Consider the following 14,677-nt stretch of genomic DNA (forward strand, 5'->3'; position numbering starts at 1 on the left):
CCCCCCCCCCCCCCCCCCCCCCCCCCCCCCCCCCCCCCCCCCCCCCCCCCCCCCCCCCCCCCCCCCCCCCCCCCCCCCCCCCCCCCCCCCCGCCGCCGTATCCGTTCCGGGGCGCGGCCCAGCAGCAGCACCGCCACGTCGTCCGTCAGCTCGCCGCCATTCAGCTTCCGCACCTCGGTGACCGCGGCCTCCAGCAGCTCCTCGCCCGCCAGCCCCTGCCCCAGCCGGTCGTTGACCATCGCGACCATGCCGTCCTGGCCGAGCCGCTGACTGCTGCCCGCCCCGACGCGGCCCTCGATCAGGCCGTCCGTGTACATCATCAGGCTCCACTCCCCGCCCAGCTCCACCTGGCGGCGCGGCCACCGCGCGTGCGGCAGCAGACCGAGCGCCGGGCCGCCGTCCTCGTACGGGAGCAGCCTCGCCGGGCGGCCGTGGCGGGCCAGCAGGGGTGCGGGGTGACCGGCCAGGCAGAGCCCGGCGCGGCGGCCGTCGGGGGCGATGTCCACCGTGCAGAGCGTCGCGAAGACCTCCTCGCTCTGCCGCTCGTGCTCCAGCACCTGCTGGAGCGTGGAGAGCAGTCGGTCCCCGCAGAGCCCGGCCAGTGTCAGGGCCCGCCAGGCGATCCGCAGCTCGACGCCGAGCGCCGCCTCGTCCGGGCCGTGGCCGCAGACGTCACCGATCATCGCGTGGACCGTGCCGTCCGGCGTGCGCACGGTGTCGTAGAAGTCCCCGCCGAGGAGGGCGCGGCTGCGGCCCGGCCGGTAGCGGGCGGCGAAGCTCAGGTCGGAGCCCTCCAGGAGCGGGGTCGGCAGGAGGCCGCGTTCCAGGCGGGCGTTCTCCTGGGCGCGCAGCCCGGACTCCGTCAGCTGGTGCTGGGCGATGTCGGCGCGCTTCCGCTCGACGGCGTACCGGATCGCCCGGCTCAGCACCCGCGCGTCCAGCTCGCCGCGGAAGAGGTAGTCCTGCGCGCCGACCCGTACCGCCTCGGCCGCCAGCTCCGTGTCGTCCTGCGCGGTCAGCACGAGTACCGCGTGGAGCGGGGCGATCCGCAGCACATGGGTGAGGACCGCCAGCTCCTCCGCCCGGTGCGGGGCGGGCTCCGGGCGGTGGTCCCCGCCGCCGGACGCGAAGACGGGGCCGGATCCGGTGGCCGTGCCCGTGCCCGTGCCTGTGCTGGTGGCCGTGCCGGGCGTCGGCACGGGGAGCGCGAGGTCCAGCAGGATGCAGTCGACGTCGTCCGTGAGCAGCCGTCCGGCCTCGGTGAGGTTGCGGGCGGTACGGACACGGACCCGGGTGCCGGCCGCCGCCGAGAGCTCGGGGCCGGTGATGCCGCTCGCCGGGTCGTCCTCGATCACCAGGACGGTGAGGTCGGCCCCGTGGCCGGCGCCGGGACTGCTCTCCGCGGCGGGAACGTCACGTCGCGGCGGTACGGGTACGGGTGCGGGCACGGGCATCGGTTCGGGTCCTCCCCTCCCCCCGAGGGCGCGGCGGTACGCCGATCGACGAACGCCAGTCGGGGACGATAGCGGTCCGCGACCGGGGAACGGAATGGCGCGTGAGGATCGGCCCCCGTCATATGCGCCGTCATAAGCCGCTTCCCGGCACGGATCCGGAGGGATGGGGCGCGTCGGGGGCGGGGCGTGGGCCATGACAAACATCACCCGCGCACGCCCGCGCCGGGATGGGGAGGGTGGCGCCGCTCACGTACCACCCGGGGCGCTCGTGTACGTCCGGCCCGGCACGCTCACGTACCACCCGGGGCGCTCGCGTGAGTCAGGGGCGCTCACGTACGCCCGGGGTACTCGGGTGAGTCCCGGGCGCTCGTGCGAGCCCGGGGAGGGAGAGGGGCCGTGTCCCGGGAGCGTGGGCCTACTTGTCCGGCCGGACCACGCCGAGGATCTTCATCGAGCCCGCGCCCGCCAGCGTGACGTGGCGGCCGGGGCGCGGGGAGTGGACGATTCTGCCGTCGCCGACGTACATCCCGACATGGCTGGCGTCGGCGTGGTAGATGATCAGGTCGCCGGGGCGCATGTCCTTGATGTCGATGCGGGGGAGCAGCCGCCACTGCTCCTGCGAGGTGCGCGGGATCGGGCGGCCCGCCGCCGCCCAGGCCCGCGAGGTCAGACCCGAGCAGTCGTACGAGGCCGGGCCCGTGGCCCCCCAGACGTACGGCTTGCCTATCTGCGCGCTCGCGAAGGCCACCGCCGCCCGGCCGGCCGCGGTCGCCTCGCCGTTGACGCCGACGCTCGGCGCGGGCCGGGTGGCGAGCCAGGCGGACTGGGCCCGGTCCGCGGCCTCCCGCTCCAGCTGGCGGAGCCGGTCGCGCTCCTTCTTCTCCAGCTCGGACTCGAGCTTCTCGGCCGCGGCTATCTGGGCGTTGATCCTCTTCTTGGCCTCGGCCTGCCTGACCCGGTTCGACTCCAGCTTCTGCCAGTTGCTGCTGGCGTCCTGGGTGTACGTCTCCAGGTCCTCCTGGGTGCGGGTCAGCTGGGCCAGAACCGCCATGTTCGCCTGCTGGCCGGTGCGGACCTTGTTGATCCCGTCCAGGAAGAGCTGCGGGTCGTCGCTGAGGACCAGCTGGGCGCCGGGCGGGAGGCCGCCGTTGCGGTACTGCTCGCGTGCCTGGGCGCCGACGCGGTCCTTCAGCTCGGCTATCTCGGCCTGCCCGTCGACGATCGCCTTCGCCAGCTTCACGATCTCGCCGGACTGCTTCTTGGCCTGTTCCTCGGCGAGGTTGTACGCGTCCGTCGCCGCGCCCGCCTTCCGGTAGAGCGTCTCGATCTCCTGGCGGATCTTCTCCAGGTCCCTCTCGGAGGAGGCCGGGGCGGAAGGAGCGGCGGGGGCCGAAGCGGCCGGGGACGGTGACGAGTCCGGCGTCGGCGCGGCCACCGCCTGGGCCGGAAGGGTCAGCAGGCCCAGCGCGCAGACCAGCGTGATGGCTGCGGCGGCGCAGTGGCGTCGATTCACGAACTCCCCCTCGGTGCTGAATCCATGAGCTGGTCCGGATCGGTGGATTCAGGCAAGGAAAAACAAGACAAAAGCAACAGAAGTCGGATAACGAGCATCTGACTTACCGGCAGTAACGTTGAGGCGACATCGCGATGGTGCCATGCCGTCCCGCAAAGCAACAGAGGGCATTACCCCGCCCCCATCCCCAGGGACGAACGACGCGCCCGCCCCGTTCCCCGAAAGAGCATACTTTCGCCCGGTCGGGTGGTCCTTCAGCGGGTGCCCGGAGCCGTCCCGAGGGTGTCCGGCCGCAGCGCGTCCCACTCGACGGTCACCTCTCCCTGACGCCACCTGCGCACGCCGTCCACCACCGGCCAGTCCGCCGCCAGCGCCCGCACCGCCGCGATCCAGCGCTGCCGGGCGCCGAGCGAGGCGTACGGGGAGGCCGCCGCCCAGGCCCGGTCGAAGTCGCGCAGGAACGCGTGGACCGGCTCGCCGGGCACATTGCGGTGGATCAGCGCCTTCGGCAGCCGCTCCGCCAGGTCGGAGGGGTGCTCCAGCGAGCCGAGCCGGGTCGCGAAGGTGACCGTGCGCGGGCCCTCGGGTCCCAGCGCCACCCACACGTGCCGACGCCCGATCTCGTCGCAGGTCCCCTCCACCAGGAGTCCGTCGGGGGCGAGCCGGGAGCGCAGCCGCGCCCATACCTCCGCGACCTGGTCCTCGTCGTACTGGCGCAGCACGTTCGCCGCCCGGATCAGCGTGGGCCGCACCGCCAGCGGGATCTCGAAGCCGCCGTGGACGAAGGTGAGCCCCTCGCGCTCGTACGGCTTCGCCGCGGCGACCCGGTCCGGGTCGATCTCGATGCCCGCCACGGCCGTGCGGGGCTCGGCGGTACGGAGTCGGGCCAGCAGTTCGACGGCGGTCCAGGGCGCGGCCCCGTACCCGAGGTCGACGGCCACAGGGGCGTCGGCGCGGCGCAGGGCGGGGCCGTGAGCGGAGGCGATCCAGCGGTCCATGCGGCGCAGCCGGTTGGGGTTGGTGGTCCCGCGGGTGGCGGTGCCGATGGGGCGCTGGCGCATGCGGTGAGCGTATGCGACGGGGAGGGGAGGGTGCGGGGATGGCCGTGGTCCGGGCCGGTCCCGAGTCGAGGGCCGGGCCGGAGGGAGGCCGGTTGCCCAGGGGGACACCGGAGGGGGCCCGGTCGCCCGTGGGCGTAGGGGTCCGGGCGGGTCCGGGCGCCCTCCTGGCGGGGGCGGTGCCACCCGGAGGCCCGGGCTCGGCCGGGGACACCGCCGCCTCCCCCTCCGTAATGATTTGGCAAAGCGGAAATGAAAGGGCGGAGCCCAATGTTCTCGCCCTTCGGAGGCCCCGTGCCCCTTCGCGGCATGCCCTGAGTGAGGAGGACCGACGACGTGAGCCAGTACGTCTCCCGGCTCGGTTCCACCCGGACCGGCCCCCGCCTGCGGTTCCCCGGCGGCTTCCCCGGGTCCTCCCGCAAGCCGCGCCGGATCGCCATGCTCTCCGTCCACACCTCCCCGCTCCACCAGCCCGGCACGGGTGACGCGGGCGGGATGAACGTCTACATCGTCGAGCTGGCCAAGCGCCTCGCCGCGATCGACATCGAGGTCGAGATCTTCACCCGGGCCACCACCGGCTCGCTGCCCCCCGCCGTGGAGCTGGCCCCGGGTGTCCTGGTCCGGCACGTCGACGCCGGGCCGTACGAGGGGCTCGCCAAGGAGGACCTGCCCGCCCAGCTCTGCGCCTTCACGCACGGCGTGATGCAGGCGTGGGCCGGACAGCGTCCGGGCTACTACGACCTGGTCCACTCCCACTACTGGCTCTCCGGCCAGGTCGGCTGGCTCGCCGCCCAGCGCTGGGGCGTCCCGCTCGTGCACGCCATGCACACCATGGCCAAGGTCAAGAACGCCGCGCTCGCCGAGGGCGACACGCCCGAACCCGCCGCCCGGGTCATCGGTGAGACCCAGATCGTCAACGCCTCCGACCGGCTGATCGCCAACACCGCCGAGGAGGCCGACGAGCTGGTCCGCTTCTACGACGCCGACCCCGCGTCCGTCGCCGTCGTGCACCCCGGAGTCAATCTGGACCGCTTCCGCCCGGCCGACGGCCGCTCCGCGGCCCGGGCCCGCCTGGGCCTGCCGCAGGACGCGCTGATCCCGCTCTTCGCGGGCCGCATCCAGCCGCTGAAGGCCCCGGACGTGCTGCTGCGCGCGGTGGCGGTGCTGCTGGACCGGGACCCCTCCCTGCGCTCCCGGATCCTGGTGCCGGTGGTCGGAGGCCCGAGCGGCAGCGGTCTGGCCAAGCCCGAGGGGCTCCAGAAGCTGGCCGCCCGGCTCGGCATCGCCGATGTCGTACGGTTCCATCCGCCGGTGGGCCAGGACCGGCTGGCGGACTGGTTCCGGGCCGCGTCGGTGCTGGTCATGCCGTCGTACAGCGAGTCCTTCGGCCTGGTCGCCATCGAGGCGCAGGCAGCCGGCACGCCGGTGGTCGCGGCCGCGGTGGGCGGGCTGCCGGTGGCGGTACGGGACGGGGCGGGCGGCTTCCTCATACCGGGGCACGAGCCGGAGGCGTACGCCCGCGCGCTGGAGCGGTTCGCGGACGCGCCGGAGCTGGTCGAGCGGATGGGGGCGGCGGCCGCCACGCACGCGCAGTCCTTCGGCTGGGACACGGCGGCCGCGGCCACGGCGGACGTCTACACGGCAGCCCTGGCCGACCACCGCCGCCGGGCGCGTACCCATCACGGCTGAGGCCTTCCCGTACGCCCGCCGACCCCGGCCCTGACGTACGCTCGCCGCATGGCTGACGTACCCGAGGAAACAGCAGCGGCCCAGGTCATCGAGACGACCCTGAACGACGCCGGGCTCGCCTGGGAGAGTCCCGCACCCGGCAACTACGTGGTGACGCTGCCCGGTACCCGCAAGCTGTCGACGACCTGTTCGCTCATCGTCGGCAAGCACTCCCTCTCCCTCAACGCCTTCGTCGTCCGCCACCCGGACGAGAACGACGCCGAGGTGCACCGCTGGCTCCTGGAGCGCAATCTGCGCCTCTTCGGGGTGAGTTACGCGATCGACCCACTCGGTGACATCTACCTGGCCGGCAAACTGCCGCTCTCCGTGGTCACGCCCGAGGAGCTGGACCGGCTGCTCGGTACCGTGCTGGAGGCGGCCGACGACTCGTTCAACACGCTCCTGGAGCTGGGCTTCGCGAGTTCGATCCGCAAGGAGTACGCATGGCGGGTCTCGCGCGGGGAGTCGACGCGGAACCTCGACGCGTTCAGCCACCTTCTCAAGCGCTCGCCCGACGCCGACGGCTGAGCGTCTGGCAGAGCGCCCAGGGCTGCGGTGCGCGGCAGCGTGCGCCGGTGTGTGACGGGAGTTGTACGGCGCCGCCGCACAGTACGTTCACAGGGTGATCACAGCCGAATCACGATCCGCGGAGGGGGCCGCTCGACGGGACGTCGCTCACAGGTTCGATCGTAAGGTGTGGATCACTGCGACGGCCTGTCCCAGGCGGCCTCGGAGTGCCGCGCGGAGGAGGGGCTGTTGCTCCCCGAACCGGAGAGAAGACCATGCGCGCCACTGCCGTACGCCGTACCGCCCTCGCCGCCTGCGCGGTGTCCCTGGCCCTGCTCGCCACAGCCTGCGGCGGCTCGTCCGACACCGACGCGAGCGCCGGGAAGAACGACAAGCCCGGGGCCGCCGACGCGAGCAGCCAGGCTCCGAAGGCGGACGCCGACGTCAAGGCCCTCAGCGCCGCCGAGCTGGAGACCGCGTCGCTCGCGCAGGGCGACGTCGACGGCCACAAGATCGCCAAGGCGGGCCCGGACGACGAGGTCGCGGCGGCCGGGCTGAAGGCCGACAAGGAGGCCTGCCTGCCGGTCGTCCACGCCATGTTCGGCGTGCCGGCGGACGGTTCGAAGGCCACCGCCAAGCGCAAGGTGGTCACCGACCCGGCGCAGGGCGCCAAGAAGTCGATCGAGGAGATGACGGAGGGCGAGGCCGAGGACGCCTTGAAGGCGGCCTTCGACCTGACGTCGACCTTCGTCGCGCTGAACTCGTACGACGGGACGGCGGGTCCGGACGCGTTCGCCGCGGTGAAGAAGGCCGCGACGGAGTGCGCGGGCGGCTTCACCGCCACGGCCGCGGGCGAGCAGCAGAAGGTCGTCTCGATCGCCGAGGAGAAGGCCACCGGCGGCGACGAGGCGGCGGCCTGGACGCTCGTCCAGGAGGACAAGGAGGGCGCGAAGGCCGTGTACAAGCTCGTCGCGCTCCGCAAGGCGGGCACCGTGGCGACGTTCCTCGCCTTCAACCTGGCGGCGAGCGCGGACGGCGGCGCGAAGTTCACCGTGCCCACGGAGGTCGTGGCGGCCCAGGCGAAGAAGCTCGGCTGACGGGCTCCGCCCGTACCGGCCCCCTGCCCTCCCGCGCCTTCGGTGTCAGGGCAGGGGGACGAGCCGTACGACGGTGACGGTCAGCACGGACCGGGAGACGTAGTAGAGGACGATGGCCCCGGAGACGGTGGCCTCGCGCCGGTCCTCCTCGCTCTTGACGGCGGACGAGGCGTGCCCGTACGGCTCCTGGCCCAGAGTGCGGGCCATCTCGTCGCGGAAGGACCAGCTGTCGCGCATCTTGGCCAGGGTGTCGTCGGCGGGCGGTGCGTAGGAGATGCGGAAGCTCAAGCGACGCTCCGCCTCTCGGCCTCGTCCTGCGCCAGCCGGTCCAGGATCCGCTCGGCCTCGGGGTCGGGCACGGCCTCCAGCATCCAGTGCCGCATGACCGCCTGGATCTCGTGGACCCCGGCCTCGTTGATGGCGAGGTCGAACTCCTCGCGTCTCTCCTCGGGCAGCGCGGCCCGGATGTCCGGGATGCTGTTGGGCACCTCGACCTCGGTACCGCCGACGAAGGTCTTCAGAGACTCGCCCATGACCGCTCTCCCCGATCCCCTCGCCTTTGCCCGCGCCTGCTGCTCTTCCGGGTCACCGTAGTGCGTACGGGCGGGAGTTCGGCACCCGGGAGGCCCCATCGACGTACGGACGGGATGACCGCGTACGAACGGGACGGCAGCGGCACGGGCGTTCAGACGCCGTGCCCGACGGCTCCTTCGGTACGCGTACGCTCACGCCGCTGCCGACGGCGGTGGACGATCCTGTTCACCGTGAAGTAGCCGGCGACGATCCCCATCGGGATCCGGGACCAGAGCGGGGCGGCGGAGCTGGCGGCCGTCCAGAAGCCGGCGACGATGGGGAGCACGTCGGAGCCCCTGGGCTCCTCGCCGAAAATGCGCCACTTGGCCACGGCTCGTCCCCCAAGTCCCCTGATCTGCACGCATTGTTCCACGGGGAACCGGAGAGCCGGACCGGACCGGGGACACGGCCCGGAGCGGACCGTCCGCGCCTGCGGAAGCCGTCGCCGTCACAGGGCCGGGACTCCACGGCCTCTTCCAGGAGAGGATCGAGGAATGTCCCGATCAGTCGGCCCGCACACCGCCGATCCGTGTCCGCGGTGCTTCGTCGAGTCCGTACGCCCGGGTACGCCGGTGCCCGCGGCGGAGCCGTCCACCGGCGGGGCGGTCACCGCCGTCGCCTACACCTGCGAGCGGTGTACGCACACGTGGACCCGGCCGGTCGAGGACGACCTGGTGGTCCACGACGCCGTCCGGGTCGACCTCCCGGAGGCCACGCTCTACGGGGAGGCCTGGGAGGTGGAGGAGGGCCGCGTCCAGGTCCGTGGCCCGGGTGGCGTGCTGCGGTGGGTCGAGCGCTGGCGGGTCATCATCTACTGACCGGGAGTCCGCTCACCGCGCACGATCAAGCCCCCGATCCGCGCCGCATGCGCAGGTCGGGGGCTTGATCAGGAAACCTACTTCTTCTTGCCCTGGTTCTTCACGGCCTCGATGGCCGCCTTCGCCGCCTCCGGGTCGAGGTACGTGCCGCCCGGGTTCAGCGGCTTGAAGTCGGCGTCCAGTTCGTAGGAGAGCGGGATGCCGGTCGGGATGTTGAGGCCCGCGATGTCCGCGTCCGAGATGCCGTCCAGGTGCTTCACCAGGGCGCGGAGGCTGTTGCCGTGGGCGGCGACCAGGACCGTGCGGCCGGTGAGGAGGTCGGGGACGATGCTGTCGAACCAGTACGGGAGCATCCGGACGACGACGTCCTTCAGGCACTCCGTGTCCGGGCGCACCTCCGGCGGGAGGGTCGCGTAGCGCGGGTCGTCGAACTGGGAGTACTCGTCGTCGCGGGCCAGCGGCGGCGGCGGGGTGTCGTACGAGCGGCGCCAGAGCATGAACTGCTCCTCGCCGAACTCGGCCAGTGTCTGGGCCTTGTCCTTGCCCTGGAGGGCGCCGTAGTGGCGCTCGTTCAGGCGCCAGGAGCGGCGGACCGGGATCCAGAGGCGGTCGGCGGACTCCAGGGCCAGCTGCGCGGTGCGGATCGCGCGGCGCTGGAGGGAGGTGTGCAGGACGTCGGGGAGCAGACCGGCGTCCTTCAGCAGCTCACCGCCGCGGACTGCTTCCTTCTCACCCTTCTCGGTGAGGTTGACGTCCACCCAACCGGTGAACAGGTTCTTCGCGTTCCATTCGCTCTCGCCGTGGCGGAGGAGGATCAGCTTGTACGGTGCGTCGGCCATGAGCCCGAGCGTAATCGAACCCGCGCGCCCTCCGCGCGCCCGCCCGCGTGGCGGACAGGGGGCGGAGGGGGAGGTGTCCGGGGCGGTGACCGGCGGGCTGACGATTGACGGCGGGCGTCAATCCGGTGGCGGGTGAGCTGTCGAAGTTCGTAATGTTCGGACGGTCGTCGGGAGTCTTACCCACGGCGATCTTCTCGTACGTCCCGTGGGGGGAAGCACATGTCCGTCGCCGGTCTCAGAAGAGCCGCCCGGGAGACCGTCTCCGGGCTGCCCCGAGCGTTCTGGTGGCTCTGGCTCAGCACGCTCGTCAACCGGCTCGGCGGCTTCGTCGCCACCTTCATGGCCCTGTACCTGACCCTGGACCGGGGGTACTCGGCCTCGTACGCGGGTCTCGTCGCCGCCCTCCACGGGCTCGGCGGGGTCATCTCCTCGCTCGGCGCCGGGGTGATGACCGACCGGCTCGGGCGGCGGCCCACCATGCTGATCGCCCAGGTGTCGATGGCCGTCTCCGTGGCGGTGCTCGGCTTCATGGAGCACCCCGTCGCCATCGCCGCCGTCGCGTTCTTCGTCGGCATGGCGAGCAGCGCCTCGCGGCCCGCCGTCCAGGCGATGATGGCCGACATCGTGCCCCCCGAGGACCGCATCCGGGCCTTCTCCCTGAACTACTGGGCCATCAACCTCGGGTTCGCCGTCTCCGCCGCCGCGGCCGGGTTCATCGCCGAGTACAGCTATCTCGCCGGCTTCCTCGGCGAGGCCCTCATGACCCTCTTCTGCGCCGTCGTCGTCTTCGTGAAGGTGCCCGAGTCCCGGCCCGAGCAGGCGCCCGTGAAGAGCGCGGGCGGCAAGCGGGCCAAGGACGAGGTCCGGATCACCACCGTCCTGCGCGACGGGCGCTTCATGGGGGTCGTGGGCCTGTCGTTCCTGGTGGCGCTGATCTTCCAGCAGGGGTACGTGGGGCTGCCGGTGGCCATGGGGGCCGACGGGCTCTCCAGCTCCGACTTCGGGACCGCCATCGCCGTCAACGGCGTGCTGATCGTGGCCCTCCAGATCCCCGTCACCCGGTTCATCCAGCACCGCGACCCGCGCCGGCTGCTGATCATCTCCTCGCTGCTCGCCGGGTACGGCTTCGGGCTGACCGCCTTCGCCGGGTCCGTCGCCGTCTACGCGCTGACGGTCTGCGTCTGGACCCTCGCCGAGATCGTCAACGCGCCCACCCAGACCGGGCTCGTCGTCCAGCTCTCCCCGGCCCAGGGCCGGGGGCGCTACCAGGGCATGTACACGATGTCCTGGTCGGTGGCCGCGCTCGTAGCACCCCTGATGTCCGGTTTCGTGATCGACCACTACGGCGCCGCCTGGCTCTGGGGCGCCTGCGCGGTGATCGGTACGGTCGCGGGCCTCGGCTACTGGCTGCTGATGCGCAACCTGCCGCGGGAGGAGGTCCCCGGCGGCGAGGAGCCGGTCATCGAGCCCGCCCCCGTGCCCGTCCAGGCCCGGCCGGACCAGGCCGAGCCCGACCCCGCCACCGCGGTGGAGCGCGCGGGCTGACCCCTTCCCGTACGCCCCCGGTACAGGCCCCGCACAGGGTTCCGGTACGGGGTCCCCGTGCAGGGCCTCCCCGGACGGAACTGATCCCCGTACCGACCGAACCGTCTGTACGGGGATCGGTCCGTACGGGGAAGCTGCAGGGGCAGAAGCCGACTGCGGCGCCCGTCAGCCGCAGCAGCCGCCGCACTGGCACGGAGCGCCGGACTGGCAGCCGCACCCGCAGCCCGAGCCGCAGCCGCAGGCGCCGAGCACGGTCAGGTGCACCACTTCGGTCGGGGTCTCCAGCTGGGGTTCGGTCGTGGGGGAATCGGCCATGGTCCCTCCTCAGGGCGTACGGCTGGGCGGACGGCGCCGCTGCGCCGCCGCCGGGGACGTCGCGGCCTGGCGCACGCCGTGTACGGCCCGGGCGCGTGCCGTCCCCGACCCATTGCATGCCCATCCCGCCCGGCGCATCAACGGCGCACATGTGCGGGAACACATGTGCGTCTCGCGTGCGCCGGGAGCGTGTGAGGGGCGCGTGGGCCCGTGCGAGCCCCGGAGGAGGCGGCGGGAGGAGGGTGCCGGGGCGGTGCTACGAGCCCTCCACCGGGGTCGTCGCCTGGATCTCGTCCGCGTGCTCCCCCGTCACCAGGTAGACGACGCGCTTGGCCACCGACACCGCGTGGTCCGCGAACCGCTCGTAGTAGCGGCCCAGCAGCGTCACGTCGACGGCCGTCTCGATGCCGTGCTTCCACCGGTCGTCCATCAGGTGTTTGAAGAGCGTGCGGTGCAGCAGGTCCATCTCGTCGTCGTCCTGCTCCAGCTGGAGCGCCAGGTCGACGTCCTTGGTGATGATGACCTCGGCGGCCTTGGCCATCAGCCGCTGGGCGAGCTGGCCCATCTCCAGGATCGTGGCGTGCAGGTCGTGCGGGACCGCCGACTGCGGGAAGCGCAGCCGGGCCAGCTTCGCGACGTGCTGGGCGAGGTCGCCGGAGCGTTCCAGGTCCGCGCTCATCCGCAGCGAGGTCACCACGATCCGCAGATCGGTCGCCACCGGCTGCTGGCGGGCGAGGAGGGCGATGGCGCGCGCCTCCAGGTCGTGCTGGAGGTCGTCGACCTTCTGGTCGCCCGCGATCACGCTCTCCGCGAGCTTCAGGTCGGCGTCGAGCATGGACGTGGTCGCACGGCCGATCGCCGAACCGACCAGCCGTGCCATCTCGACCAGGCTTTCTCCGATCGAGTCGAGTTCCTCGTGGTAAGCGTCGCGCATGGAAGTCCCTCTCCAGTTCCAACTAGGCCGGGGTCTTCGACCGACCCCCACGGTGCCACGGTGGGGGTCCAACGCGTCCGTATCCGGCCCCCTAAGTGAACCAGCCCCTACCCCTCGGTGAACTCTGGGCGACGAGTGTTCGAGATGGCACGGGGACGGCTGGGAGAGTGTCCGAGCACCCGCATAACCTTGAAGCATGGACGTGAACGCGGCGGTCGCCGCAGCTGCTGCGATCGCCGGTCTCTGTACCGGTGTGATCGCCATGCTGGCGTTCCGCTGGAGCGAGCGCGATCTGAAACGGCCCACCCGTACGTCGATGCGGCCCGACAGCAACGCCGCCCTGCCGCCCGGTGTGGACACCGTCCTCTCCGTGCTCAGCTCCTCCGCCGTCGTGCTCGACGAGAGCGACAACGTCGTCAAGGCCAGCTCCGCCGCCTATGCGCTGGGCCTGGTCAGAGGCGGTCGCCTCGCCGTCGAGCCGATGCTCAACATGGCCCGCGACACCCGGCGGGACGGTGAGATACGGCAGGTCGAGCTGGACCTCCCCCGGCGCGGCACCGGCCGCGGGGACGCCCTCGCCGTCTCCGCCCGGGTCGCCCCGCTGGGCTCCCGGCTGGTGCTGCTCCTGGTCGAGGACCTCACGGAGGCCCGCCGCATAGAGGCGGTCCGGCGCGACTTCGTCGCCAATGTGAGCCATGAGCTGAAGACCCCCACGGGAGCGCTCTCGCTGCTCTCCGAGGCGGTCATGGACGCCTCCGACGACCCGGAGGCGGTCGAGCGGTTCGCCGGACGGATGCAGATCGAGGCGACCCGGCTCACCAACCTCGTACAGGAGCTCATCGACCTCTCCCGGGTGCAGAACGACGACCCCCTGGAGGACGCCGAGCCGGTCAAGGTGGAGACGCTGATCGCCGAGGCGATCGACCGCTGCCGCCAGCAGGCCGGCTCCAAGCAGATCACCATGGCCTCCGCGGGAGCCGAGGGACTCACGGTCTGGGGCAACCGCGGCCAGCTCGTCGGCGCCCTCGGCAACCTCGTGGAGAACGCCGTCAACTACAGCCCCGCCCACACCCGGGTCGGCATCGCCGCACGCCGTATGGCCGCGCCGGGCGGGGATCTGATCGAGATCGCCGTGACCGACCAGGGCATCGGCATCTCCGAGAAGGACCGGGAGCGGGTCTTCGAGCGGTTCTACCGCGTCGACCCAGCCCGCTCACGGGCCACCGGTGGCACCGGACTCGGCCTCGCCATCGTCAAACACGTGGCCGCCTCGCACGGCGGGGAGGTCACCGTCTGGAGCTCCGAGGGCCAGGGCTCCACCTTCACCCTCCGGCTGCCCGAATCGGGCACCGCGAGGGAGCGCACCACCGGCGGACTCCTTGTCGTCAACGATGCCGACGGCGTCAGCGACAAGGACAAGCCCCCGTTCGAGACCGACTCCTATGACCCCTTCCCCGCCCCGGAGGCTCTTCCGTGACCCGAGTGCTTGTCGTCGAGGATGAGGAATCCTTCAGCGACGCCCTGTCCTACATGCTCCGCAAGGAAGGGTTCGAGGTCGCCATCGCCGCGACCGGCCCCGAGGGCCTGGACGAGTTCGAGCGCAACGGCGCCGACCTGGTCCTGCTCGACCTGATGCTGCCGGGCCTGCCCGGCACCGAGGTGTGCCGCCAGCTCCGCAGCCGCTCCAACGTCCCGGTGATCATGGTCACCGCCAAGGACAGCGAGATCGACAAGGTCGTCGGTCTCGAAATAGGAGCCGACGACTACGTCACCAAGCCCTTCTCCTCGCGTGAACTGGTCGCCCGCATCCGCGCCGTGCTGCGCCGCCGCGGTGAGCCGGAGGAGGTCACCCCGGCAGCCCTGGAGGCGGGGCCCGTCCGCATGGACGTGGACCGGCACGTGGTCACCGTCTCCGGCGGCAAGGTCGACCTCCCGCTCAAGGAGTTCGACCTCCTGGAGATGCTCCTGCGCAACGCGGGCCGTGTGCTGACCCGTATGCAGCTCATCGACCGGGTCTGGGGCGCGGACTACGTGGGCGACACCAAGACCCTCGACGTCCACGTCAAGCGCCTGCGCGCCAAGATCGAGCCCGACCCGGGCGCCCCGCGCTACCTCGTCACCGTGCGGGGCCTGGGGTACAAGTTCGAGCCGTAGACCGCGGGACGGCATCGACACGAGAAGGGGGGCTTCCCGGCCGGGGAGGGTGCCCTCTCGTGTTTTGAGGTGACTTCGTCCTCCGGGGGGGTTAGCCCGGTGTGTCTTCCATTCCTGTCTCCCGGGTGTCCTTCTCCCCTTC

The 14,677-nt window shown here is 72.2% G+C and carries 16 protein-coding genes; 7 read left to right on the plus strand and 9 right to left on the minus strand.

The genetic code is table 11. From position 1 onward, the window contains the following. The 3 genes from AC0682_RS21070 to AC0682_RS21080 all read right to left on the minus strand — a co-directional run. A partial coding sequence (locus tag AC0682_RS21070; RefSeq protein ID WP_478534585.1) for a PP2C family protein-serine/threonine phosphatase occupies positions 1-1,454 on the minus strand: 1,454 nt, incomplete at its 3' end. 415 nt (positions 1,455-1,869) lie between these two features. After that, positions 1,870-2,967 (minus strand): C40 family peptidase, encoded by a 1,098-nt coding sequence (locus AC0682_RS21075; RefSeq protein WP_478534586.1) that lies wholly within the window; start codon positions 2,965-2,967, stop codon positions 1,870-1,872. 254 nt (positions 2,968-3,221) lie between these two features. Continuing rightward, entirely contained in the window at positions 3,222-4,028 is an 807-nt protein-coding gene (locus AC0682_RS21080) for a class I SAM-dependent methyltransferase (RefSeq protein WP_478534587.1), read from the minus strand. A 333-nt stretch (positions 4,029-4,361) separates the two neighbouring features. On the opposite strand from AC0682_RS21080, the gene mshA reads away from it, so the two are divergent. The 3 genes from mshA (at position 4,362) to AC0682_RS21095 (ending at position 7,357) form a co-directional block, all read left to right on the plus strand. After that, entirely contained in the window at positions 4,362-5,714 is a 1,353-nt protein-coding gene (mshA, locus tag AC0682_RS21085; protein WP_478534589.1) for a D-inositol-3-phosphate glycosyltransferase, read from the plus strand. A 48-nt stretch (positions 5,715-5,762) separates the two neighbouring features. After that, entirely contained in the window at positions 5,763-6,281 is a 519-nt protein-coding gene (locus AC0682_RS21090) for a type III secretion system chaperone family protein (protein WP_478534590.1), read from the plus strand. Between the two features lie 254 nt (positions 6,282-6,535). Then, on the plus strand, positions 6,536-7,357 hold the full coding sequence (locus AC0682_RS21095) for a hypothetical protein (RefSeq protein ID WP_478534591.1): 822 nt from the start codon (positions 6,536-6,538) through the stop codon (positions 7,355-7,357). A gap of 45 nt (positions 7,358-7,402) precedes the next feature. Here the strand turns inward: AC0682_RS21095 and AC0682_RS21100 are convergent, their stop codons facing one another. The 3 genes from AC0682_RS21100 to AC0682_RS21110 form a co-directional block, all read right to left on the minus strand. Further along, entirely contained in the window at positions 7,403-7,645 is a 243-nt protein-coding gene (locus AC0682_RS21100; RefSeq protein ID WP_478534592.1) for a hypothetical protein, read from the minus strand. Then, entirely contained in the window at positions 7,642-7,890 is a 249-nt protein-coding gene (locus AC0682_RS21105) for a hypothetical protein (protein ID WP_019762208.1), read from the minus strand. Before AC0682_RS21105 ends, AC0682_RS21100 begins: the two co-directional genes overlap by 4 nt. A 152-nt stretch (positions 7,891-8,042) precedes the next feature. Next, the gene (locus AC0682_RS21110) at positions 8,043-8,261 is read right to left on the minus strand and encodes a hypothetical protein (protein ID WP_478534594.1); all 219 of its coding nucleotides are present in this window, start codon (positions 8,259-8,261) and stop codon (positions 8,043-8,045) included. A gap of 163 nt (positions 8,262-8,424) precedes the next feature. On the opposite strand from AC0682_RS21110, the gene AC0682_RS21115 reads away from it, so the two are divergent. After that, positions 8,425-8,748, plus strand: coding sequence for a hypothetical protein (locus tag AC0682_RS21115; RefSeq protein WP_478534596.1), 324 nt, complete (start codon positions 8,425-8,427; stop codon positions 8,746-8,748). A 77-nt stretch (positions 8,749-8,825) separates the two neighbouring features. Here the strand turns inward: AC0682_RS21115 and AC0682_RS21120 are convergent, their stop codons facing one another. Further along, positions 8,826-9,587: a phosphoglyceromutase gene (locus tag AC0682_RS21120; protein WP_070199393.1), complete on the minus strand. Its 762-nt coding sequence runs from the start codon at positions 9,585-9,587 to the stop codon at positions 8,826-8,828. Between the two features lie 219 nt (positions 9,588-9,806). On the opposite strand from AC0682_RS21120, the gene AC0682_RS21125 reads away from it, so the two are divergent. Further along, positions 9,807-11,132: an MDR family MFS transporter gene (locus tag AC0682_RS21125; protein WP_254812041.1), complete on the plus strand. Its 1,326-nt coding sequence runs from the start codon at positions 9,807-9,809 to the stop codon at positions 11,130-11,132. 165 nt (positions 11,133-11,297) lie between these two features. Here the strand turns inward: AC0682_RS21125 and AC0682_RS21130 are convergent, their stop codons facing one another. Both AC0682_RS21130 and phoU read right to left on the minus strand, forming a co-directional pair. Further along, positions 11,298-11,447, minus strand: coding sequence for a hypothetical protein (locus tag AC0682_RS21130; RefSeq protein WP_162888404.1), 150 nt, complete (start codon positions 11,445-11,447; stop codon positions 11,298-11,300). Between the two features lie 256 nt (positions 11,448-11,703). Beyond that, positions 11,704-12,381, minus strand: a complete 678-nt coding sequence (phoU, locus tag AC0682_RS21135) for a phosphate signaling complex protein PhoU (protein ID WP_478534597.1) — start codon at positions 12,379-12,381, stop codon at positions 11,704-11,706. 196 nt (positions 12,382-12,577) lie between these two features. On the opposite strand from phoU, the gene phoR reads away from it, so the two are divergent. Together phoR and phoP are read left to right on the plus strand one after the other, a co-directional pair. Next, positions 12,578-13,858 carry a two-component system sensor histidine kinase PhoR gene (gene phoR, locus AC0682_RS21140; protein WP_478534598.1) on the plus strand — a complete coding sequence of 427 codons (1,281 nt, stop codon included), beginning with the start codon at positions 12,578-12,580 and terminating at the stop codon, positions 13,856-13,858. Further along, on the plus strand, positions 13,855-14,535 hold the full coding sequence (gene phoP, locus AC0682_RS21145) for a two-component system response regulator PhoP (protein WP_189520573.1): 681 nt from the start codon (positions 13,855-13,857) through the stop codon (positions 14,533-14,535). Before phoR ends, phoP begins: the two co-directional genes overlap by 4 nt. The last annotated feature ends 142 nt before the right edge of the window (positions 14,536-14,677 follow it).

The organism is Streptomyces sp. NPDC043746, assembly GCF_056436485.1.

What these genes read in the sequence shown, in the direction of transcription:
- AC0682_RS21080 (WP_478534587.1), bottom strand. Translation starts at nt 4,028, where the DNA reads ATGCGCCAGCGCCCCATCGGCACCGCCACCCGCGGGACCACCAACCCC.
- AC0682_RS21090 (WP_478534590.1), top strand. Translation starts at nt 5,763, where the DNA reads ATGGCTGACGTACCCGAGGAAACAGCAGCGGCCCAGGTCATCGAGACG.
- AC0682_RS21095 (WP_478534591.1), top strand. Translation starts at nt 6,536, where the DNA reads ATGCGCGCCACTGCCGTACGCCGTACCGCCCTCGCCGCCTGCGCGGTG.
- AC0682_RS21105 (WP_019762208.1), bottom strand. Translation starts at nt 7,890, where the DNA reads ATGGGCGAGTCTCTGAAGACCTTCGTCGGCGGTACCGAGGTCGAGGTG.
- AC0682_RS21115 (WP_478534596.1), top strand. Translation starts at nt 8,425, where the DNA reads ATGTCCCGATCAGTCGGCCCGCACACCGCCGATCCGTGTCCGCGGTGC.
- AC0682_RS21120 (WP_070199393.1), bottom strand. Translation starts at nt 9,587, where the DNA reads ATGGCCGACGCACCGTACAAGCTGATCCTCCTCCGCCACGGCGAGAGC.
- AC0682_RS21125 (WP_254812041.1), top strand. Translation starts at nt 9,807, where the DNA reads ATGTCCGTCGCCGGTCTCAGAAGAGCCGCCCGGGAGACCGTCTCCGGG.
- AC0682_RS21130 (WP_162888404.1), bottom strand. Translation starts at nt 11,447, where the DNA reads ATGGCCGATTCCCCCACGACCGAACCCCAGCTGGAGACCCCGACCGAA.
- phoU (WP_478534597.1), bottom strand. Translation starts at nt 12,381, where the DNA reads ATGCGCGACGCTTACCACGAGGAACTCGACTCGATCGGAGAAAGCCTG.
- phoR (WP_478534598.1), top strand. Translation starts at nt 12,578, where the DNA reads ATGGACGTGAACGCGGCGGTCGCCGCAGCTGCTGCGATCGCCGGTCTC.